22 protein-coding genes are annotated in these 21,104 nt (G+C 53.2%); 5 read left to right on the plus strand and 17 right to left on the minus strand.

The features are described 5' to 3' along the window. Nucleotides 1–6: 6 nt before the first annotated feature. The 8 genes from rlmB to zapE all read right to left on the minus strand — a co-directional run bounded on the left by rlmB (nt 7) and on the right by zapE (nt 7,829). Complete coding sequence (gene rlmB, locus CX650_RS09185; RefSeq protein ID WP_101095633.1) at nt 7–744, minus strand: 23S rRNA (guanosine(2251)-2'-O)-methyltransferase RlmB; 738 nt, start codon at nt 742–744, stop codon at nt 7–9. Then, entirely contained in the window at nt 745–3,159 is a 2,415-nt protein-coding gene (rnr, locus tag CX650_RS09190) for a ribonuclease R (RefSeq protein ID WP_101095634.1), read from the minus strand. Nucleotides 3,160–3,204: 45 nt separating this feature from the next. Next, complete coding sequence (locus tag CX650_RS09195; RefSeq protein WP_071476839.1) at nt 3,205–3,825, minus strand: tetratricopeptide repeat protein; 621 nt, start codon at nt 3,823–3,825, stop codon at nt 3,205–3,207. Nucleotides 3,826–3,938: 113 nt separating this feature from the next. Then, nucleotides 3,939–5,234 carry an adenylosuccinate synthase gene (locus tag CX650_RS09200; RefSeq protein WP_039034468.1) on the minus strand — a complete coding sequence of 432 codons (1,296 nt, stop codon included), beginning with the start codon at nt 5,232–5,234 and terminating at the stop codon, nt 3,939–3,941. A gap of 65 nt (nt 5,235–5,299) precedes the next feature. Continuing rightward, nucleotides 5,300–5,488, minus strand: coding sequence for a DUF2065 domain-containing protein (locus CX650_RS09205; RefSeq protein ID WP_039034467.1), 189 nt, complete (start codon nt 5,486–5,488; stop codon nt 5,300–5,302). A 112-nt stretch (nt 5,489–5,600) separates the two neighbouring features. Next, the gene (gene rpsI / locus CX650_RS09210) at nt 5,601–5,993 is read right to left on the minus strand and encodes a 30S ribosomal protein S9 (RefSeq protein ID WP_025009335.1); all 393 of its coding nucleotides are present in this window, start codon (nt 5,991–5,993) and stop codon (nt 5,601–5,603) included. A 14-nt stretch (nt 5,994–6,007) separates the two neighbouring features. Continuing rightward, nucleotides 6,008–6,436 carry a 50S ribosomal protein L13 gene (gene rplM / locus CX650_RS09215; RefSeq protein WP_025009334.1) on the minus strand — a complete coding sequence of 143 codons (429 nt, stop codon included), beginning with the start codon at nt 6,434–6,436 and terminating at the stop codon, nt 6,008–6,010. A gap of 298 nt (nt 6,437–6,734) precedes the next feature. After that, the gene (gene zapE, locus CX650_RS09220; RefSeq protein ID WP_101095635.1) at nt 6,735–7,829 is read right to left on the minus strand and encodes a cell division protein ZapE; all 1,095 of its coding nucleotides are present in this window, start codon (nt 7,827–7,829) and stop codon (nt 6,735–6,737) included. Between the two features lie 215 nt (nt 7,830–8,044). Here zapE and CX650_RS09225 point away from each other — a divergent pair, with 215 nt between their 5' ends. From CX650_RS09225 to degS, 3 genes are all read left to right on the plus strand, one after another. Then, a complete protein-coding gene (locus CX650_RS09225; RefSeq protein WP_071476843.1) occupies nt 8,045–8,398 on the plus strand; it encodes a ZapG family protein in 354 nt (117 codons plus the stop codon). Between the two features lie 144 nt (nt 8,399–8,542). Continuing rightward, nucleotides 8,543–9,898, plus strand: coding sequence for a Do family serine endopeptidase DegQ (degQ, locus tag CX650_RS09230; protein ID WP_101095636.1), 1,356 nt, complete (start codon nt 8,543–8,545; stop codon nt 9,896–9,898). Nucleotides 9,899–10,047: 149 nt separating this feature from the next. Further along, complete coding sequence (gene degS, locus CX650_RS09235; protein WP_101054883.1) at nt 10,048–11,130, plus strand: outer membrane-stress sensor serine endopeptidase DegS; 1,083 nt, start codon at nt 10,048–10,050, stop codon at nt 11,128–11,130. 76 nt (nt 11,131–11,206) lie between these two features. Here degS and rraB read toward each other — a convergent pair whose 3' ends face one another. The 6 genes from rraB to CX650_RS09265 all read right to left on the minus strand — a co-directional run bounded on the left by rraB (nt 11,207) and on the right by CX650_RS09265 (nt 15,747). Then, nucleotides 11,207–11,596 (minus strand): ribonuclease E inhibitor RraB, encoded by a 390-nt coding sequence (gene rraB, locus CX650_RS09240; protein ID WP_025009331.1) that lies wholly within the window; start codon nt 11,594–11,596, stop codon nt 11,207–11,209. Between the two features lie 31 nt (nt 11,597–11,627). Next, the gene (locus CX650_RS09245) at nt 11,628–12,371 is read right to left on the minus strand and encodes a 1-acylglycerol-3-phosphate O-acyltransferase (RefSeq protein ID WP_101095637.1); all 744 of its coding nucleotides are present in this window, start codon (nt 12,369–12,371) and stop codon (nt 11,628–11,630) included. A gap of 148 nt (nt 12,372–12,519) precedes the next feature. Next, complete coding sequence (locus CX650_RS09250) at nt 12,520–13,281, minus strand: metal ABC transporter permease (protein WP_101095638.1); 762 nt, start codon at nt 13,279–13,281, stop codon at nt 12,520–12,522. A gap of 2 nt (nt 13,282–13,283) precedes the next feature. After that, nucleotides 13,284–14,192: a metal ABC transporter solute-binding protein, Zn/Mn family gene (locus CX650_RS09255; protein ID WP_039034462.1), complete on the minus strand. Its 909-nt coding sequence runs from the start codon at nt 14,190–14,192 to the stop codon at nt 13,284–13,286. After that, nucleotides 14,176–15,375, minus strand: a complete 1,200-nt coding sequence (locus CX650_RS09260) for a hypothetical protein (RefSeq protein ID WP_101095639.1) — start codon at nt 15,373–15,375, stop codon at nt 14,176–14,178. Before CX650_RS09260 ends, CX650_RS09255 begins: the two co-directional genes overlap by 17 nt. A gap of 81 nt (nt 15,376–15,456) precedes the next feature. After that, complete coding sequence (locus tag CX650_RS09265; protein WP_226684205.1) at nt 15,457–15,747, minus strand: DUF2946 domain-containing protein; 291 nt, start codon at nt 15,745–15,747, stop codon at nt 15,457–15,459. Between the two features lie 245 nt (nt 15,748–15,992). Here CX650_RS09265 and CX650_RS20545 point away from each other — a divergent pair, with 245 nt between their 5' ends. Further along, nucleotides 15,993–16,118 (plus strand): hypothetical protein, encoded by a 126-nt coding sequence (locus CX650_RS20545; protein WP_037436329.1) that lies wholly within the window; start codon nt 15,993–15,995, stop codon nt 16,116–16,118. 4 nt (nt 16,119–16,122) lie between these two features. Here CX650_RS20545 and CX650_RS09270 read toward each other — a convergent pair whose 3' ends face one another. Beyond that, nucleotides 16,123–16,458, minus strand: a complete 336-nt coding sequence (locus CX650_RS09270; protein WP_071476847.1) for a hypothetical protein — start codon at nt 16,456–16,458, stop codon at nt 16,123–16,125. 181 nt (nt 16,459–16,639) lie between these two features. On the opposite strand from CX650_RS09270, the gene CX650_RS09275 reads away from it, so the two are divergent. Beyond that, nucleotides 16,640–18,259, plus strand: coding sequence for a mechanosensitive ion channel family protein (locus CX650_RS09275; RefSeq protein ID WP_101095640.1), 1,620 nt, complete (start codon nt 16,640–16,642; stop codon nt 18,257–18,259). Nucleotides 18,260–18,316: 57 nt separating this feature from the next. On the opposite strand, the gene CX650_RS09280 is transcribed toward CX650_RS09275, so the two are convergent. Together CX650_RS09280 and CX650_RS09285 are read right to left on the minus strand one after the other, a co-directional pair. After that, nucleotides 18,317–20,023, minus strand: coding sequence for a formate--tetrahydrofolate ligase (locus CX650_RS09280; RefSeq protein WP_101095641.1), 1,707 nt, complete (start codon nt 20,021–20,023; stop codon nt 18,317–18,319). Between the two features lie 234 nt (nt 20,024–20,257). Then, complete coding sequence (locus CX650_RS09285) at nt 20,258–21,091, minus strand: MaoC/PaaZ C-terminal domain-containing protein (protein WP_071476860.1); 834 nt, start codon at nt 21,089–21,091, stop codon at nt 20,258–20,260. Nucleotides 21,092–21,104: the final 13 nt, after the last annotated feature.

Genomic DNA, 21,104 nt, shown 5'->3' on the forward strand with positions numbered 1-21,104 from the left:
CGGCAGTTAGAGACGCTGACGCACAGCTTCGAACAGACAGATGCCGGTCGCCACCGACACGTTCAGACTGGAGACACTGCCCGCCATAGGAATAGAGATCAGGGTGTCGCAACTTTCGCGGCTCAGGCGTCTCAGCCCCTTGCCTTCGGCGCCCATGGCAATGGCCAGAGCCCCCTTGAGGTCAGCCTGATACAAAGTGCTGTCGGCCTCGCCTGCAGTGCCGGCAATCCACACACCCCGTTCCTGCAAACGCTTCATGGTACGCGCCAGGTTGGTCACTTGAAACAGCGGCACTGTCTCGGCCGCGCCGCAAGCCACCTTGCTGACGGTCGGCGTCAGTCCCACGGAGTTGTCTTTAGGCACTATGACGCCGTGAACCCCGGCCGCATCGGCATTTCGCAGACAGGCCCCCAGATTGTGGGGATCTGTGACCCCATCCAGGATCAGCAAAAATGGCGAGTCTGTCTTATCCAGCAGGGCTTCGAGATCGTTTTCGGTCAAGACCTTGGCCGGACGCACCCGGATGATGATCCCTTGATGCTGAGAGCTTTCGGCCTTGTCATCCAGTGTCTTGCGGGATGCCTGCTGGGGGCGAATGCCCCACTGAGCCGCCATCTCCAACAAGGGCTTGATCCTGTCATCCTGACGACCACTGAGCAGCCACATTTCCAATACCCGCTCCGGAGCGTGTTTCAGCAAAGACTCGACCGCGTGAATGCCAAACACCAGTTCCTGTTTTTTCATTTACTTCTTTCTCTTGACTCGTTTGGCTGCCTTGGGCTTTTTCGCCCCGGCGTTGCCGGCAGCCTTGGTTGATTTGCTTTTGGCGGATGCGCCTGTGGACTTAGACTTGGCGCTCCCTTTACCTGTCGGCTTCTGTGCCTTGGCCGAGCGGCGGGCTCCTTCAATATTGACCCTTTCCCGCGCGGTCAGCGGCTTACTCTTGCTGCGGCCTTTACGGCGCTGGCTGCGGCCCTCTTCGTCCACCATCAGCAAGTCTATCTGCCTGTCGTCCAGATTGACCGAGGCGACTTTGACCGTCACAGCATCGCCAATCTGGTAGATCTGCCCTGAGTGCTCACCTATCAGGCGCTGGCGCATGGGATCATACTGGAAATAGTCGCTGCCCAGAGTGGAGATATGCACCAAACCGTCGATAAACAAATCATTGAGACGCACAAACAGCCCGAAGCTGGTGACGGAAGCCACCACCGCATTGAAGGTGTCACCCACATGGTCCTGCATAAACTCACACTTGAGCCAGTCGGAGACGTCCCGGGTGGCTTCATCGGCGCGGCGCTCGGTGTTGGAACACTCTTCGCCAAGCTGATCCAGCTCATCGAGCTGATAGTGATAGCCGCCGTCCGGGGTCCACTTATCGCTCGCTTCGCCACGCTCTTTGGCGAGCAGGTAACGGATCACCCTGTGCAACACCAAGTCAGGATAACGGCGAATGGGCGACGTAAAGTGAGAATACTCCTCCAACGCCAGACCAAAGTGGCCTTCATTGTCCGGTGTGTAAGTCGCCTGGCGCATGGAGCGCAGCAACATCACCTGAATGAGTTCGGCATCGGCGCGCCCCTGCACTTTTTCCATCAGCGCCTGGTAGTCACTGGGCTCGGGTTCTAAACCGCCGCCCATGGAGAGGCCCCGCTCAGCCAGAAACTCCTTGAACTGAGTCAGCTTCTGCTCGGATGGCGCTTCATGCACCCGATAGAGAACTTCCCCCTTGTGCTTTTTGACAAACTTGGCCGCCGCCACGTTGGCGAGGATCATACATTCTTCGATGATCTTGTGCGCCTGATTACGGGCTCTGGGCACTATCTTGTCTATCTTGCGCTGCTCATTGAAGATGAACTGGGTTTCCAGCGTCTCAAAGGCGATAGCGCCACGGTTGGCCCGCTGGCTATCGAGCGCCAGATACAGCTCCTGCAACACCTTGAGATGCGGCAATAAAGGCTTATGCTCTTCCAGGCCTTCTTCGCCTTCCAGCATAGCCGCCACCTGGGTATAGGTGAAGCGGGCGTGGGAATGCATCACCGCCGGATAGAACTTGTAGCCGGACAACTTACCCGCCGCCGACACTGTCATCTCGGCCACCATACAGAGGCGGTCAACTCCCGGATTCAGGGAACACAGGCCGTTGGAGAGCTTTTCCGGCAACATAGGGATCACCTGTGACGGGAAGTACACAGAGTTGCCTCGGGCACGGGCTTCTTGATCCAGCGCCGATTGAGTACGCACATAATAACTGACATCGGCAATGGCCACCCACAGGCGCCAACCGCCGCTACGCTTACGCTCGGCATAGACGGCATCGTCAAAGTCGCGGGCATCTTCACCGTCTATAGTGACCAAGGGCAGTTGTCGCAGGTCGACCCGCCCTACCTTGTCTTGTTCCTGCACTTCATCGGGGATCTTGTTCAGTTTCTTCTCGATGGCGGCAGACCAGGTATGGGGCAGATCATAGTTGCGCAGGGCAATTTCTATTTCCATTCCCGGTGCCATCTCTTTACCCAGCACCTCGACCACCTTACCGGCGGCTTTGACATAGCGTCCCGGCCTGCGGGTGAGTTCCACCACCACCACATCGCCCTGACGGGCGCCGTTGCGATCGGCGTTGTCTATCAATATTTCCTGGGTAATACGCTTATCATCGGCGATAACAAAGGCCATGCCGCAATCGACATGGAAGCGCCCCACCAGAGCGGCGGTTCGCTCGGCAACCAGGCGCACTATGCGGGCTTCGCGGCGCCCCTTGCGATCGACTCCGGCCTTTTGCGCCAACACCTTGTCGCCATGGAAGTACCTGAGCATATCGCCATGGTTGATAAACAGGTCATCACCGCCTTCATCGGGACGGAAAAAGCCATAGCCATCTCTGTGGCCCAGCACTGTGCCCTGGATCAAGTCCATCCGCTCCGGCAGGCCGTAACACTGGCCGCGGGTAAATACCAGCTGACCATCGCGCTCCATGGCACGCAGCCGACGCCGCAGCGCCTCGAGTTGTTCTTCGTCGGAGATGTTGAGGGCCGTGGCGATCCGCTCACGATTCAGGGGAGAGGTCTGCGAGCGCAGATATTCCAATATAAATTCCCGGCTGGGAATGGGGTTGTCGTACTTATCTTGCTCTCGCTCAAAATGAGGATCTTTTATCATTCAATTTCCAATTTCTTCGTTGTCGCATCCAATGCGACAAGCTAATTAACGGCTTTGCAGATGTTCATTTTTGGCCTTCTCCACCTGACTGGCGGGCATTTTAGCCGCTAACAGCTGCAATAATCTTTTGGCGTCTTGCTGGGTCTGTTCATCGCTGAACACCTGGTTGTAGAGCCAGTGATACCCCAAGACATAATCCCTTGGGCTGCCATACCCCTTGGCAAACAGCTCGACCAGCATCATCCTGGCCGGCAAGTCACCGTTGGCGGCAGCGGGTAACAGGTACTGCACCGAACGTTCTTTGTCCTGCAGTACAAACTTGCCATCTTTATAATACTCGGCAATGCGCACCATGGCTTCGGCACTGCCCTGCTCGGCGGCATCCCTGAGCAGCGATATTCCTCTGGGTGGATTGGCCTTGACGCAGATGCCGAAATTAAGCATCTCACCCCAGAGGTACTGGTACAACGGCTGCTTGAGCACTTCGGCGCGTGCCTCAATATCCTGCACCAGCTGACAGTCATCGGCTTTGACCCGGGTCAGGTATTGCTTGCTGCGAATAAGCTCCAGCAGTTCTTCCTGGCTGTAGATATCCACGGCCTTGGTTTCTTCGGCCAACACATTGGCACTGGTTACTAACAAGAGTAATAGGGCTATACGCAACATAAGCTGTCCTGATGACAAATAGACTGTCTTTTCATCGGCAGTATAACCCAATTCTTAAGGGCAAACAGTGTAAGCCCCATAAACGAAAAAGGCCGCTTAGGCGGCCTTTTTACTTAACTGAATGGATTCACCAGAATCATGGTCTCATTCCGGTCTGGCCCGGTTGAGATGATATCGACAGGTGTTTCCAGCAGTTCTTCAATCCGCTTGATATAATTGATTGCTGCCTGTGGCAGTTGCTCCAGTGAAGTGGCACCAAAGGTGTTTTCACTCCAGCCTGGCATGGTTTCATACACAGGAGTAACGTGCTCATAGCCTTCTGCTGCCAGCGGAGTCACATTGGACACAGTACCGTCTGGATGCTGATAGCCTACGCAGAGCTTCACTTCTTTCAAGCCGTCCAAAACGTCGAGCTTGGTCAGGCAGAAACCACTGATGCTGTTGATCTGAACCGCGCGGCGCATAGCCACTATGTCCAACCAACCCGGACGACGCTTACGACCGGTTGTCGCACCAAATTCCTGGCCCTTGGTTCCCAAGTGATCGCCGATTTCACATTCCAGTTCAGTCGGGAATGGGCCGGCACCCACACGGGTGGTATAAGCCTTGATGATGCCGCAGACATAGTCCAGATGACGAGGGCCGAATCCAGAACCAGTTGCCACACCACCCGCGGTAGTGTTGGAAGAGGTTACAAATGGATAAGTACCGTGGTCAATATCCAGCAATGTGCCCTGAGCGCCTTCAAACAGTATGTTGTCGCCATTCTTGCGGGCTTGATCCAGCAATTCGGTGACATCCACACACAGACCTTTCAAATAGTCTGCCAGAGCCAACGCTTCATCCAGAGTCTGCTGGTAATCAACGGCTTCGCACTTATAGTACTCTGTCAGCATAAAGTTGTGATAGGCCATCACTTCTTTCAGCTTCTCGGCAAATAGCTGCGGATTGAAGAGATCCCCTACGCGCAGACCGCGACGGGAAATTTTATCTTCATAAGCCGGGCCTATGCCGCGTCCTGTAGTACCGATAGCCTTATTGCCACGCGCTTTTTCGCGAGCGATATCCAGCGCACAGTGGAAAGGAAGGATCAGAGGACAAGCTTCAGAGATAAGTAGGCGTTCCTCTACCGGAATACCTTTATCTTTCAGCATGCCGATCTCTTTCATCAGAGCATCGGGCGCCAAAACCACGCCGTTGCCGATAATGCACTTGACGTTATCGCGCAGAATGCCTGAGGGGATCAGATGAAGAACGGTTTTTTCACCATCGATAACCAGAGTATGACCAGCGTTGTGGCCACCTTGGTAACGGACTACGAATTTTGCCTGTTCGGTCAGAAGGTCGACAATCTTACCTTTTCCCTCGTCACCCCATTGAGTGCCGAGAACAACTACATTTTTGCCCATTGTTTGCTGCAAGGTTGCGGTTAAAGCAGGATTCTAACAGATATTGGCATGAAAGGGGCAAGTATTTATGAAAAAATAATCAATATGACGATTCCTGCAACAACCAGGACGCCGCCCAGGCGTTGCATGATGGCGGTCGGTTGGGAAGCCACTTCCAGCAGATAACGACGCCAGCGGTTGGGGAACAATAAGGGTCCAAGACCTTCAAGTATCAATACCAAACCCAAGGCTATCAACAACAATTGCCAACTCATGATTTTCTCCCTTTATGCCACAAGTGCCCAAAGTATACAGGGCTGTCAGAGATAAATCTCAACCATAAAAAAACCCAGCATACGCTGGGTTTTTGGTATCTCGAAAGCGATATTAACGCTTGGAGAACTGTGGCTTACGACGTGCTTTACGCAGACCCACTTTCTTACGTTCAACCTTACGAGCATCGCGGGTTACATAACCAGCAGAGCGTAAAGTAGGACGCAGAGCTTCGTCCAGCTCCATCAGAGCACGGGTGATACCGTGACGGATAGCGCCAGCTTGGCCAGTGATACCACCGCCCTTAACTGTTACATAGATGTCCAGTTTTTCAGTCATTTCAACCAGCTCAAGTGGTTGACGAACAACCATACGAGCGGTTTCACGACCAAAGTAAACATCCAGAGGACGTTGGTTAACAACGATGTTGCCACTACCTGCTTTAGCGAATACGCGAGCAGTTGAAGTTTTGCGACGGCCAGTGCCGTAGTACTGAGTTGCAGCCATTTGCTTAATCCCGTTTAGATATCAAGAACTTGAGGTTGTTGTGCAGCGTGGTTGTGCTCTGCGCCAGCGTAAACTTTCAGCTTACGGAACATGGCACGACCCAGGGGGCCTTTTGGCAACATACCCTTGACTGCTTTCTCGATGATCATTTCTGGCTTGTGAGCTTGCAGCTTCTCGAAGCTGATTTGCTTGATGCCACCTGGGAAGCCTGAGTGCGAGTAGTACGTCTTGCCTGCAGCCTTGTTACCGGTCACAGTTACTTTCTCGGCGTTGATCACGATGATGTAATCACCGGTATCTACGTGAGGAGTGTACTCAGCCTTGTGCTTGCCACGCAGACGCAGAGCGATTTCAGTGGCGATACGACCCAGGGTCTTACCTTCGGCATCAACAACGTACCAGTCACGAGCTACAGTTTCTGGCTTAGCAGTAAAAGTCTTCATTATTACAAAAACCCAAAGTTAAATTCTGTCACATGCTACCTGCGGATGCAGATAACACAAAAATGCCTTTCTCTGCCCCTTCGAGCAAAGAAACTGGCTTTTAAATCCGCCCAATCGGCGGAGTAACGTGGGCAGGTGGCGGATTATAGTCAAAGCTGAACTAAAAATCACCTGCTTTTTAATATCTCGCCTTAAAAGACGATCTTTTTCAAGCTGTTAGCACTTTGCCGCCATCCAAGGCTTATTGAGTATGGCTATTTGATTGAATTTCCCGCATCTAAGCGGATTTTCCCTTTAGCTATGGCAGATGTTCCAGCGCCAGATAATCCCGGGACTGCATCTCAATCAGGCGGGAGCGGCAACGGCGGAACTCGAAACTCAATTGCCCATCAGTGTAAATCTGCTCGAGCGGCACCTCAGCCGAAATGATCAGTTTCACATGCCGTTCATAGAACTCATCCACCAACGCCAGGAAACGACGGGCGATATCATCCCCTGTCTGTTGGGCGCCCATCTGTTCCAGGCCGCTGAGCAGCACAGTATGAAACAATTGCGCCAGTTCCATATAGTCCCGCTGACTGCGCGGTCCATCGCACAGGGCTCTAAAGTCAGCCAGCAAAACACCTTGGGCTTGTTTGCGGATCACTATGCTGCGTCCATCGATTTCCAGCGGCGTTTCAGAGACTTCCGACTCGGGCGCCAGTTGGGTGAAATAACGTTGCAGGTTGGATTCGGCCGTTTCATCGAGTGGATGATGGTAGATCTCAGCCTGCTCCAGAGTTCGCAGTCTGTAGTCGATTCCTGAATCGACATTCAGCACCTGGCAGTTGGCCTTGATCTCGGCGATAGCCGGTAAAAATCTGGCCCGCTGCAAACCGTTTTTATAAAGATCATCCGGTACTATGTTGGAGGTGGCCACCAAGACCACGCCCTCCTTAAACAGGGCTTCGAACAGAGTGCCCAGTAACATGGCATCCGTGATGTCCGAAACAAAGAACTCATCGAAACAGATCACTCTATATTTCGCTGCCATCTGTTTGGCTATCACCAATAGAGGATCCCTGGTTCCCTTGAGCGCGTCCAGCTCCTGATGAATTCTGTGCATAAAGCGATGAAAATGCGCCCTTAGTTTCTGCTCACCCGGCAGGGCATCAAAAAAGGTGTCCATGAGGTAGGTCTTGCCGCGCCCAACACCGCCCCAGAGGTAAAGCCCCTGAACCTTGCTGTTTTTTTCCCGGCTGAACCAATTGCGCCATCCGGACTTTTGCGGCCTTTGCAGCTCATCATAAACACGCTGCAATGCCTTTACCGCTTGCTCCTGCGCCGGGTCATGGCTGAAATCTTCACGGGTGAGATCTTGTTGGTAATGCTGCCAAGGGGTTAACTGCGACACTTGAATTCTTCTCTTTTAACCTTATTTGATGGGTACTAGGGAAGATGCGAACCAGTCCCACAAGGACTGGTTCGCATCTTCCCTAACCCAACTCAAGCAACAGAGTCGGGGCGGCAAATGGTATCATGAGACCCACGCTCGGGGTATATTTTGCCTATTATCCCTATGGGATCGGGCAAAAACTTAAGACACAAAGACAAACTTAAGGAGTCGATATGGAATGGCCACTGGTGTTTGCGGCTTTCATTCTGGGGTTAATACTGGGTTATATCGGCAAGACCTTGGTCAGCCGCGGACTCGGCAAGAGTAGTAAAAGTGTGGCTATTGAACGCAGCAAGATGGAGTTGAGCCAACACAAACAGGAAGTCAGTGATCATCTGGCTGAACAAAGAGCACTGCTGGGACAACTGACAGAGCAAATCAATCGCCTTAATCAGCACTGGAATCAGGGCAGCCAAAGATTAGCCAAAGAGGAGCAGCTGGCCCCTTTGCCATTTATGCAAACCAGTATCAGTGACCTTGATGACAAGAGTGACGCCGTACTCTCGCCGGAAAGCATTAAAAATTAATCTTTATTAATGAAGGATGAACTTTTTAAACAAGATTAAAGTCGGATTAATTACCGAACGCTCGTAAAAGAGCCTTTAAGATTCAGCCACCTTGGTGGCAAACAGTACATGGTTATTTGATCCCGTATTAGGAGCAATGCATAGATGAAGACCAAGTTATCTCTTGTTTCCGCCGCCCTGCTTGGAGCCACACTGACACTGGCTCCTGTGGTTTCCCAGGCCGCTCTACCTCAAGCTGTTGCCGGCCAAACCATGCCGAGCCTGGCCCCCATGTTGGAGCAAACTACTCCAGCAGTTGTCTCTGTCGCCGTTTCCGGCACTCAGGTTTCCCGCCAACGGGTACCGGATATCTTCCGCTACTTCTTTGGCCCCAATGCCCCTCAGGAGCAAGTACAGGAGCGCCCCTTCCGCGGCCTGGGCTCCGGTGTCATCATAGATGCCGATAAGGGCTACATAGTCACCAACAACCATGTGATTGATGGCGCCGATGATATTCAAATAGGTCTACACGACGGCCGTGAAATAAAGGCCAAGTTGATAGGTAAAGATAAAGACGCCGATATCGCTCTGCTGCAGATTGAAGCCGACAACCTCACGGCAATCAAGTCCGCCGACTCGGATGACTTAAGAGTCGGTGACTTTGCCGTAGCCATAGGTAACCCCTTCGGTCTTGGGCAAACCGTCACCTCAGGTATCGTCAGTGCTCTGGGGCGCACCGGCCTTGGCATAGAGATGCTGGAAAACTTTATTCAAACCGATGCCGCCATCAACAGCGGTAACTCAGGCGGCGCCTTGGTTAACCTGCGCGGCGAGCTTATCGGTATCAATACCGCTATTGTGGCTCCCGGCGGCGGTAACGTAGGTATCGGTTTCGCGATACCGGCCAACATGGTTCACAGCCTGGTGGATCAGATAATCGAACACGGCGAAGTGCGCCGCGGCGTGCTGGGGGTTATGGGTCGTGATCTGGATAATGAACTGGCTCAAGGCTTCGGTCTCGAGACCCAGCACGGTGGCTTTGTCAGCGAAGTAATGGAAGGCAGCGCCGCCGACAAGGCAGGCATCAAGGCCGGCGATATTATCGTCAGCATCAATGGGCGCAAGATCAAGAGCTTCCAAGAACTGCGGGCCAAGATTGGCACCATGGGTGCCGGTAGTAAAATAGAGCTTGGCCTGATACGTGATGGTGATGACAAGACAGTCAAAGTTACCCTGGGCGAAGCCAGCCAGGTGAAAGAAACTGCGGCGGGTGCTGTTCATCCGATGTTGACCGGTGCCACACTGGAGAACAGCAAGAAAGGTATCGAAATCACCGATATCGCCCAGAACTCTCCAGCGGCCATGAGTGGCTTACAAAAAGGTGACCTGATTATTGGGGTTAACCGCACCAAGACCACCACCCTAAAAGCGCTGAAAGAGGAGCTTAAAGAGCAGCAAGGCGCGGTGGCGCTGAAGATAGTCAGGGGCAATAGCAACCTGTATCTGATCCTCAGAAGTTAACAACCATCCTGAAAAAGCGGGGTGCTCCCCGCTTTTTTTATTTCCGGCGCCCAATTCAGGACAAAATTAACTTCCCGAGCCTTGACTATTGTTCGCAATAGCAAGAAACATGCTAATCTAACGAGCCTTTTTTAATATTCAGCAATGTCATCACAATGAAAGAAACCCTGATCTATATCTGCAAAGCAGTGGTCTTTGGCCTGGTAATGGCAGCAGTCTTTCTGCTGGTCAGCCGTTTTATGGGCGAAGGCAATCTTGGTGGCAACCTGTTGCAGTTCAGGGGAAACAGTGGTGCAGAGCTGTCCTTTGCCAAAGCGGTACGCCGCGCCGCGCCTGCAGTGGTGAATATCTACAGCCTGAGCATCAACCAAAGCCGCCCCCTTAACGGCGGTTCGCTACAGGGCCTGGGCTCAGGCGTTATCATGCGCAAAGAAGGCTACATTCTCACCAACTATCATGTGGTCAAGAAGGCCGATGAGATTGTCGTGGCATTACAGGACGGCCGAAAATTCGGTGCCGAAGTGGTTGGTCAGGATCCGGAAACCGACCTGGCTGTGCTGGAGATCCAAGGCGAAAATCTGCCCGTGGTGCCGCTTAACCTCAACAGTCCTCCTCAGGTGGGCGATGTGGTGCTGGCCATAGGTAACCCCTATAACCTGGGACAAACCATCACTCAGGGGATCATCAGTGCCACCGGCCGTAATGGCCTGAGTACAGGCTACCTGGACTTTCTGCAAACCGACGCCGCCATCAACGCCGGTAACTCGGGCGGCGCCTTGATTGATACCCATGGGGGACTCATAGGCATTAATACTGCTGCCTTCCAGATAGGTGGTGAAGGGGGGGGCCATGGCATCAACTTCGCCATTCCCATCAAGCTGGCCTACGCCGTCATGGGCAAACTGATCAAGGATGGCCGGGTTATTCGCGGTGCCTTGGGGATCTCGGGTGAAGACGTCAGCCCGGTTGTGGCACAAATACTCAACTTGCCGGATCTTCGCGGCGTAGTGGTGACCGGCATAGAACCTAATGGCCCGGCAGCGCTGGCTGGCTTGAGACCCAGAGATGTAATCACTCAGTATCAGGGTGAAGACGTTACCCGCATCTATATGCTGATGGACAGGATTGCCGAGACCACCCCGGGTACCAAGGTCACCCTGCAGGTGATCCGCGCCGGTAAACAGATAGAACTTCCGGTCGTCATTGGCGAAAAACCGGTAGACTACAACTGAAAATCAATCTGCCGGTAAAGGTGGCAGAAACAAAAACACCGGGTCAAGAACCCGGTGTTTTTATTGGTAACAGGACTTAGTCCTGCTCTTCGTCGTCTTCATCTTCCAGCTCGTCACCTATGTAATAGGTGCCCCAGCCGTCATAGTCGACCTTGTGCTTGACCGCAAGCTGCAGCAATTGCTCACAGGCCTTATCCAGAAGCTCGGCTTCCAGTTGATGATAGGCTATAGCGTCAAAGCAGAAAATCAGACTACCGTCATCCAGTTCCACCTCTTCAGCATCGTTAACCTCAAAGCCCAATTTAAAGGCATCTACTGCGGCTTTTTCCAGACGGTCAAAGTTAGTGGACGAAAAATGGTGCTCTATGGTGTATTCAGCATCGGCCTCAGAACCGTCATCCAGCAAGGACTGAATAATGTCACGGTTTTCCTGCTTCTGTGCCTGCAACAGACGTTCAATGGACATGCTTGTCTCCGAAAAAATAGGTCAGAGGGTATTATACGATATCCGCGGGCACAGTTTTACCCATAAGTGCTGCCGCCTCGGCATTCAGTTGTTTGAGCTTACTGGCCATGGTGGCATGGATCTTATCGGACAACTCTTTGACATTAGCCTTACTCAAGCCTTGGGTTTCCACCGGCTCCATCATCTCAATAATCACCACACCATTGTTCCAGCGGTTGAGCTTGATATGGCATTGATTGGAAGCCAGCACAGGCACCATAGGCACTCCGGCGGCTATAGCGGTATGAAATGCTCCAGCCTTAAAGGGCAACAGGCCGCGACCGCGACTACGGGTACCCTCAGGAAAGATCCACACAGAAAGGCATTTCTCTTTGATCTTGCGCGCCGTTTCGGCCATGGTTTCAAAGGCGCGGGCACGGTTCTTGCGATCGATGAGAATATTACCCGAAAGCCAATAAAGCTGACCAAATAGCGGCATCCACAACAGACTTTTCTTCCCCAGGCTGACAGTGCCCTTGGGAACCGCAGCAGTATGGGTAAACATATCGAAATTATTTTGGTGATTCGCCAGGAAGATACAGGGCTCACCCGGTTTGGTTTTGCCTGCTCGCACTATAACTTTAACACCCAGTATGGGCGCTACCGCCGAAAAAAGTCGGGCAAACAGGTGTACATTATCTCTGTGTCTCGGGCGTAAAATGCAAAAAATGCCACCAAAAACAAAGGCCAGCAACAAGAGCACTGCCAGCAGCAGAGAACGGACTATCAACAGCATAAATTTACTCCGCTTATGCAACGGCGGACAGTATAGCTACAGGCCTGCTGCGGCTCAATCTTTTGTTTACATCTGTGCGCTGATTTTTAACAGCAAAAAAATGCGACCGCCGGGCCGCATTTTGAGGCTTGTTCTCAGTTTCCTGAACTCAGTGACGATCGCTGAAACTTAACAGTATACGAAACAGCAGAGCGCTCAGTGCCAGAGTTGCCACTATAGCGGCCCCACTAGGCAGGTCATAACTCGCCGAGGCCCACAGACCGGCGACATAACCCAATACTCCGACCAGATAGGCCCAGCCAAGTGCGAAACGGCCGCTGTATTTATTCAGCGCCAGTGCCGGCAGAATCAAGGTGCTGAACACCAGATAGACACCCACCAGCTCCACAGACAGGGTTATCACCAGGGCAAACAGGGGATAAAACACGGCGCCATTGAGCAAAGACGGGCGCCACAGCAATAGCCCCAACACCAGAGCATAAACCAGAGCCGGCAAGATCAGTTGTGGCCAGTTGACCCAAAGGATCTGCCCCGACATCAGTTGCTTGAGCAGCTCGGCACCATGGGGGTCGTTGGAGAGCAACAACATGGCAGCCACTGCAGCCAACACATAGAAGCAGCCGATCATGGCCTCCAGTTCAGAGGCCATTTTACGTGACAACCAGGCTATGATTCCGGCCCCGGCCAGGGCAAACAATGCCGGCATCCATACATGAGAATAAGGGATCTCCTCCAAATCATGATTAAGATGCGCCACTATCGCCCCCAGTGCCGCGACTTGGGCTATCGCCAGATCGATAAAGATGATCCCGCGCTTCAACACCTGGCGCCCCAATACCACATGGGTTGAAAGCACCAGCAGGCCGGCCACAAAGGCCGGCAGAAGTATGCTGAACAATCCGCTGTCCATAATCAATTCACACTCTTGAGCAGCGAGATGGCGCTGTCATACAGGCTGAAAAGATCCTGGCTCTGGGCGTTACCACCGACCGACATGGGCAATACCAATACCGGCAGCTTGGCTCTTTCACCCAACCAGTTGGCGCCACGTTCATCCTGATAGGATGCCACTACCACGGCACTGACATCCCCTTGCCCTGCCCGCTCAAGCAGCGAAGCCAAATGTGAACTACTGGGAGGCAACCCGGGCTTGGGCTCAAGATCCGCGACCTGAGAAACTCCCAACCAGTTGAACAGATAGCGGAAACTGGTGTGATAGGCGATAACCTTCTTGCCCTTGAGTGATGCCGCTTCGGCTTCCCAGTTGGGAATAGCCTGCTGCCAACGCTCGCTGAATGCCTTGAGCGCAGCCTCATAGTCGGCTTTTCCTTGAGGATCCAGGGCCACCAGCTTGGCGCTCAGCGCCTTGGCGATATCCAGCATCCGATAAGGGTCAAAGTGCAGATGCGGATTTCCCTTGGCGTGCACATCCCCCATGCTGCGGTCGACCGAATCCAGCTTATCCAGGGTCTCAACCTGATCGGCTGCAAAAAACAGCCCCTGATCCGTAGAGCGCACCTTGGCGTTGGAAGATTTCATCTGCAGCATAGGCAACCAACCGATTTCCAGATCCGCACCGGCGCAGACCGCCAGATCAGCCTGGCGCATCTTGGCGATTAAACTGGGCCGCGCCTGCACCTGGTGAGGATCCTGCAAGGCCGTTGTGGCCGAATAGATGTCCGCATCCGGCGCCAAGCTCTTGGCCAACGCGGCATATTCAGGTTCACAAGCAAAAATATTCAGGCTGGCCTGAGCCTGCCAACTGGCCACCAGAGTCAAAGCGGCCGTGGCCAGGCCGACAAATTTAGAATTGATGCGCACCGTGGGCCCCCAGAGTCATAACGTATTGCAGAGTGATAACATTGTCGTCTTCAATACCGTCGAAATTAGTGCCACGCTGATTGGTGTACTGCAGTCTTACGGTAGAGAAGTGGCTGTGATGCCAAGCCAAGCTGACCTCGGTTTCTTTCAGCTTCTGACCGTGGAAATGATCGTCATGGGCCTGCTGGGTATCCAGCTCACCGTAACGGATCCCGGTAGACCAGCTGGGGCTCCATTGGTAGACACCGCTCAGATACCAGCCCTGATGGTAATCTTTCGGCTCAGCATGAGCGTGTTCATCCTCATGATGCTCATGCTCGGCCTCGGCAACGAAATCCGCCACCCGGAAATACTCACCACTCACAGTCAGATGCTGATACTTGTAGTTGCCGTTGGGCGCCCACTTGTAAACAAAGTCGGCAATATAGGTATTTTCCCCCGTATAAGCAGCACCATGACTGTGACCTTCGTGGTCGTGATCATGCTCCTCTTCCTCACCCGCGTGCTCTTCAAAAGGGGTCATGCGGCCATTTTCGTTGCGCAGATATGACACCCCAAGCTGCCATGAGCTGTCTGCCCCTATATCACCGCCTATCTTGGTGTAAGCGGTGTAGACACCCACATCCTCGAACTCGCGTTCACCGTGTTCATCCTCGGCACGCATCTTGTCACCTTTGAAGGCCTCCAGCCCCATGACCCAGTAAAGATCAGTCGGCGCCACATAGTTCAAGCGGATACCATCATCGAAGTAGTGATTGCCCAAGAATGCACGGTAAGCCGCCGGTCGGTCGGTAAAGGCGTCTGTGTGGGGATGCTGGTTATTGAGATAGCCCACGTCAGACAGGAAACGACCGGCACGCACCGCAAACCCTGCCGGCATCGCCAAAGTTTGAATAAAAGCCTCTTCCAGCTCCACTTCGGTATCACCATCATGGTTTTCTATGATGGTGGTGACTTTTCCATAGAACATATCGTCAATATTGGCGCTGAGCGCCAGTTCGGTTTCCCCCAGACCAAAACCTTCCTGACGCTCGGCCAAGGGACGATCCGCCGTTTGATAATAGCCATCCAAAACCGCACTGATCGCCGGATTGGTCAGCGTAGGATCCTGGGCCATTGCACAGGTGGAAACCAAGCCACAGGCCAAGGCCAAAGGCGAAATACGAGTTGAAAAAACAGTCATTTTAGCTCCTGAAATACAGCAGTCATCGCACCGCAATCCCATGCGGTCGATAGCAAAATTTAAATAGAGGTTTCTTTAAATTCAGGCTGTGACAGGGGGAGCACGACTGTTGAACAGGCGAACGTGGGGCGCCTGCCAGGAAGGAGCCGTAAGATTGACTCTGATATAGGATTGTTTGACAGCATCCAGATGCAGCCCAGTGCCGGGCATGACCTTATTCAGCTGATGCTGATGAAAACAGAGAGTACAGTGGGTCTTATGACCCTCTTGGAGATGGGAGATGCTGTGGGCCGATGCAGCCACAGACAAGAGCACCAATATGGCGGCAAGCCATATGGCAATAGTGCTTCTTGTGCGAACAGCGATATCCAAACCTAACATCCCCCAGATAGATCCGGCGCTAGTGTAAGCCAGCCTGCCCCGAGGTTGCAACAAGGTTAACAGGGCGAAGCTGAAACTAAAAGTTACAAGATATGTAACGGCGCAGAGGTTTCGGCGCAAATCACAGGCCGGGCGGAGATTAAGTTCTGCTTAAGCTCTGCCGGTTAAGGTTTACCCTATACTCTTTGTGCTCGCACGGGCCCGCCCATGGGAGCAGCCTAACCAAAGGAAAAGCTATGTTGGCATTTCTCAAAAATAACCTGGGAATCATCCTGTTTGCCATTCTGTTTTGTGGCGCAATTTTAGGTGGCATCTATTACGTAGAAACCTCCCTGGCCAATCAGGTACAAGTGGTAGACTGAGCCTTCAGCGATACTTCTGCCGCTGCGCCGAATCATCCTCTTCAACTTTAACCGGCGCTTCAACCGTGTGCAGATGATCCATCAGGTGGCTGATCAGCAAGACGATCAGCCCAAGGATTGCGACAGGTATCCCGAAGTGTCTGGTCTCTGGTATCAACCAGGCACAAATAGTCGCAGCCACCCCCAGATAAAACCCCGCCAGTTTCAATTTCAATAACCAAGGTGTCTTTCCAAGCCAGGCCTCGCAATGAGGACACTGGATCTGCGCAGAAAAGCCGCTGCCCCGCTGCTGGGCTATCTGAGAAACATTAAAGGTTTTATTGCAATTGGAGCATAACACTCGGGCGTTCTCCGGCGAATTCAACAAAGGGGCGCTATTCTAGCAAAGCTGGCGTCCGCCTTATATCTCCCATGTGCGAAAAACCACAAATCCATGCGCTTTTTAGGCACCATGGAAATTTTCGTGTCATATTTATTAACTCCAACACCTCAGAAAAACAGATAAAAATCGGACTAAAAACATGGTTAGATCTCTCTTGCTCCTGTTGTGTTTAACTCTTTCCTGGCAATCCTTTGCATCTGAACCTGAACCGCTCGCCACCGAGCAGTTCACTTTGATACAGCAAACTATAAGACAAAATATCCAACAGCTTCGCACTGCCAAGGGCGAACTCAAGGCAGTGACTGAGTTTAGGATCAAGGCACTGACTCTGGCACAGCGAAATAAACTCAAAGAGAGCATAGATGCCATTGGCGACAAGAATGCAGCCCCTCAGGCCCTGATGAACGTTCTGCCGCACCTGCAAACGCAGCGGCAACTCCTGCAGCAGATGGTGCAATATCTCGACAAGGAGATAGTGTCGCTGCAGGGCAAGCTCGGCAAAGGGGAAGATCAACAGCTGATGCTTGAGATCTCCCGCCGCAGCCTGGAAAAGGATGAAATTCAAAAAGGCTTGCTGGAACTGCTCAATTGGTCAGAACAACTGGGGCAGGATGTCAGCCAGGCGAAAGAATCACTCAAGCAACGTCTTATCGTCAGAGCCGGGTTGCTGGAGAGCCTGGTGAGCTATAACCAGCAGCAATTGGCCGTGCAAATGGCCGAAAATGCGCTGGCGGGCAAAGATGTCAGCAGCGAGCAGAGCAAGACCTTGACCCTGCTGAAAGAGCGACTGGAAAACAACAGCAGCAGCCTGAGCGCAGTGATAGGCATGCTGGATAAGTTGGATGTGGATACCAGCGATCTGAAAAAGACCCTGTTTGCCATTTCCGGGGATATCACCCAGGATGTACTCAATATCGATGTTGTCTCCAGCCTGGCAGGACAATGGTTTGAAATCGCCAAGGCGCAGTTGGTTGAAGGCGGGCCGGATATACTGTTCAAGATATTTATCTTTTTGTTTATCCTGCTACTTACCGTCTTGCTGGCCAAACTGACCAAGCGAATCGTTGCCAAGGCGGTCAGTAACTCCAAGCTCAAGTTCAGCAAGCTGCTGCAAGACTTCTTCACCTCGCTTTCGGGCAAGGTCATCTTCACTTTGGGCTTGTTGATCGCCTTGTCACAGCTGGGATTCGAACTCGGGCCTCTACTGGCTGGTTTCGGCATTGCCGGGGTGATTATCGGTTTTGCGCTGCAAGATACCCTATCCAACTTCGCCTCAGGAATGATGATCCTCATCTATCGCCCCTTCGATGTGGGAGATCTGATCCATGCCGCCGGGGTCACAGGCCGAGTCAGCCATATGAGCCTGGTTTCAACGACCATCAAGACCCTGGACAACCAACGACTGATTGTTCCCAACAACAAAATTTGGGGCGATACCATTAACAATATCACCGCCGAGCATCACAGACGGGTAGATATGACCTTCGGCATCAGTTACAGCGACAATATCGAACAGGCCGAAGCCGTGCTGGAGCAACTGGTACAAGAGCATCCCAAGGTACTGAAACACCCTGAGCCCACGGTTAAACTGCACCTATTGGGTGAATCCTCGGTGGACTTTGTGGTGCGCCCCTGGGTCAGGCCGGAAGATTATTGGGAGGTTTACTGGGACATTACCCGGGCGGTGAAGATGCGCTTCGACGAGGAAGGGATCAGCATTCCATTCCCGCAGCGGGACGTACACTTCTATCGCGGTTAAATCGGCGCGGCAGTCTCCAATACAACAAAGGGCGCATCTGCGCCCTTTGTTGTCGAATTAAAGCCCTATCACTTCACCCTGCTCATTAATATCGATATGCAGATAGCCGGGGTTCAAACCCAGCCCAGGCATTGTCATCACCTTGCCCACCAAAGCGGTGACAAAACCGGCTCCGGCATTGAGCCTAAGCTCAGTAATAGGCAAAGTAAAACCGCTGGGCGCCCCCTTGAGTTTGGGATCGTGACTGATAGACATAGGCGTCTTAGCCATACACACAGGCAACTTGTCTGCGCCAAGGCGCTGGATCTCGGCAAGTTGCTCACGGGCCTTGGCCGACAACTCAACCCCGGCAGCGCCATAACCAAGCTCGGCCAGAGTTGCCAGACTGGCCTCGAGTCCAAGCGAAGGGTCATAGAGAGGCTTGAAGCCATCGCCCTTGCCTATGGCTGCCAATACCGACTCGGCCAGAGCCTTGGCGCCATCAGCACCGAGGGCAAAAGCCTCACTGAGTTCGCAAGCATCGGCACCCTCGGTGAGGCAGGCCTGTCTCAACCACTCAAGCTCCTGCTCGGTATCTTCGGGGAAGCGATTGACGGCCACCACCACAGGTGTGCCGTAACGGCGCACATTGGCCAGGTGCCAGGCCAGATTGGCAAAGCCCTGCTCCAGTGCCTGCTGGTTAGACCGGCTTACTGCCTCGCCCTTGAGTCCTGCGTTACTCTTAAGTGCTCTCAAGGTCGCCACCAAGACGGTGCAATCAGGCTGACGTCCGGAAACAGGTGCCTTAATATTACAAAACTTTTCAAAGCCCATATCCGAGCCAAAGCCGCCTTCAGTGACCACATAATCGCTGAGTTTCAGCGCCATCTCATCGGCAATAATAGAGGAGTTACCGTGGGCGATATTGGCAAAGGGTCCGGTGTGGATAAGACAAGGGGCACCGTTGAGAGTCTGCATCAGTGTCGGCTCCAACGCCTGACGCAAAATAGCGCACATGGCACCGGCAACCCCGAGCTGTTCGGCGGTAATCGCCTGTCCAGCGGTGTCGAGCGCCAGCAACACCTGACCAACACGGCGGCGCATATCGGCAAGATCGCGACTCAGGGCCAAAATCGCCATCAGCTCCGAGGCGGCGGTGATATCAAAGCCAGACTCATGCTCCGGGCCATTGTTATTTCCCAGCCCTATCTGAATCTGCCGTAGGCTACGATCATTGTGATCCATCACCCTGTGCCAAAAGAGCTTTTCCGGATCGATATTGAGCGCATCCAAGCCACTGCGACGGCTGAATTCTGCTGCCCCGAGGCGCTGCTCATGATGCAACCTGGCATCCAGCGCAGCGGCGGCCAGGTTATGGGCGCTGGTAATGGCGTGAATGTCCCCGGTAAGATGCAGATTCAGTTCTTCCATCGGCACTATCTGCGCATAACCACCGCCGGCAGCCCCACCCTTGACGCCAAAGACCGGCCCCATGCTGGGCTGGCGCAAACAGGCGCAGACCTTGTGCTCGAGCGCATGCAGGGCCTGGGTCAAACCTATGCTGGTCACCGTCTTGCCTTCACCGTGTGACGTAGGCGTTATCGCAGTCACCAGAATCAGCTTACCGGGTAGATAGTCATAGACCCGTTCGAGCAACGACAGCGGGATTTTTGCCTTGTGGTCGCCGTAACAGCTGAACTCACCGGGACGCAACCCCAGCTCAGTAGCGATATGCTCAATGGGACGCCTCGGCGTCATTCTAGAGATCTCTATGTCCTTCAACATTCAGTAAAACTCCCACAAGGGCCAAAGCAAATAGATCAAAGGACCCGCATACTAGGCCATTCCGGCTTCAAGCTAAAGTCGAAGCGCTCTTTATTCAGCAATACCTTAATCTGAGTCAAGAAATCTCTGGCCGGAATTGGCCGAAAAACAGTTTCCGAACGGAAGGAAAATAGCGAGCGCAGGAATAATAGAGCCAAACAGGGGGCCAAGGTGGAAAACCAGGGCCCCGACAGCTCAGAGCAGGGAGAGCTCACCACAAAGATGTGGCCTACGCCCCTTCTGATCCCTGAGTTCAAACTTATAGCCCTGCTCCATGGCCTCGGCGCAGAAGCAGACACTGGCCGGCATAAACAGCGGCAACTTGAACGCCACGTCAATGACACAGGGTTTATTGCCCAGCTCAGGCATCAACTGAGCCACGCAGCGGGCCTTGGACCACATGCCGTGAGCCAGCACCCGGTCGAAACCAAAACGCTTGGAAAGCAGGGGATGCAGATGGATCAGGTTATAGTCACCCGAGGCTCTGGCATAACGCCGCCCCAAATCGTCACCCAACTCCCAGACACTGGGGTTTTCCCACAGAATATCCCCGGCTTTGGGTGGCCTTGCCCTGCGCCCCGGCTTATCTATGCGATACAGATAAGTCGATAGGGATTCCCACACCAGCTCTCCGGCCACAGTCACCCTGGAGATAAGGTCAAACTCCAGCCCGGAATCTGTCTCTCGGCTATCAGTGAGGCGACAGTCGATATCGAAACGCTCATCCACAGTAACACTGCGAAACTGACTGATACGATTACGCAGGTGGATCATTCCCAGCAGAGGAAAAGTGATAGCGTCATGGGTAAAGATCACCGCATGCAACCTGAAGGCCATCACGTACAGATAGGTAGGCGGCAGAGTTTTGCCATCAAACTCGAAGCCACACACCTGAGCGTAGTCGGCCACCTTGCCGGGCTCCAAAGCCACGCCGGGAGTATTAACGCTGATACGAGGTAAAGGCTGGTTGTCCCAGCCAGGCTTTCGCCCGAAAAAAATCTTGCGATACAGCGAAAACAACGAAGGCATTGTTCGCAGTTCG

The sequence above is a fragment of the Shewanella indica genome (assembly GCF_002836975.1).
In the GTDB taxonomy this organism is placed as follows: domain Bacteria; phylum Pseudomonadota; class Gammaproteobacteria; order Enterobacterales; family Shewanellaceae; genus Shewanella; species Shewanella indica.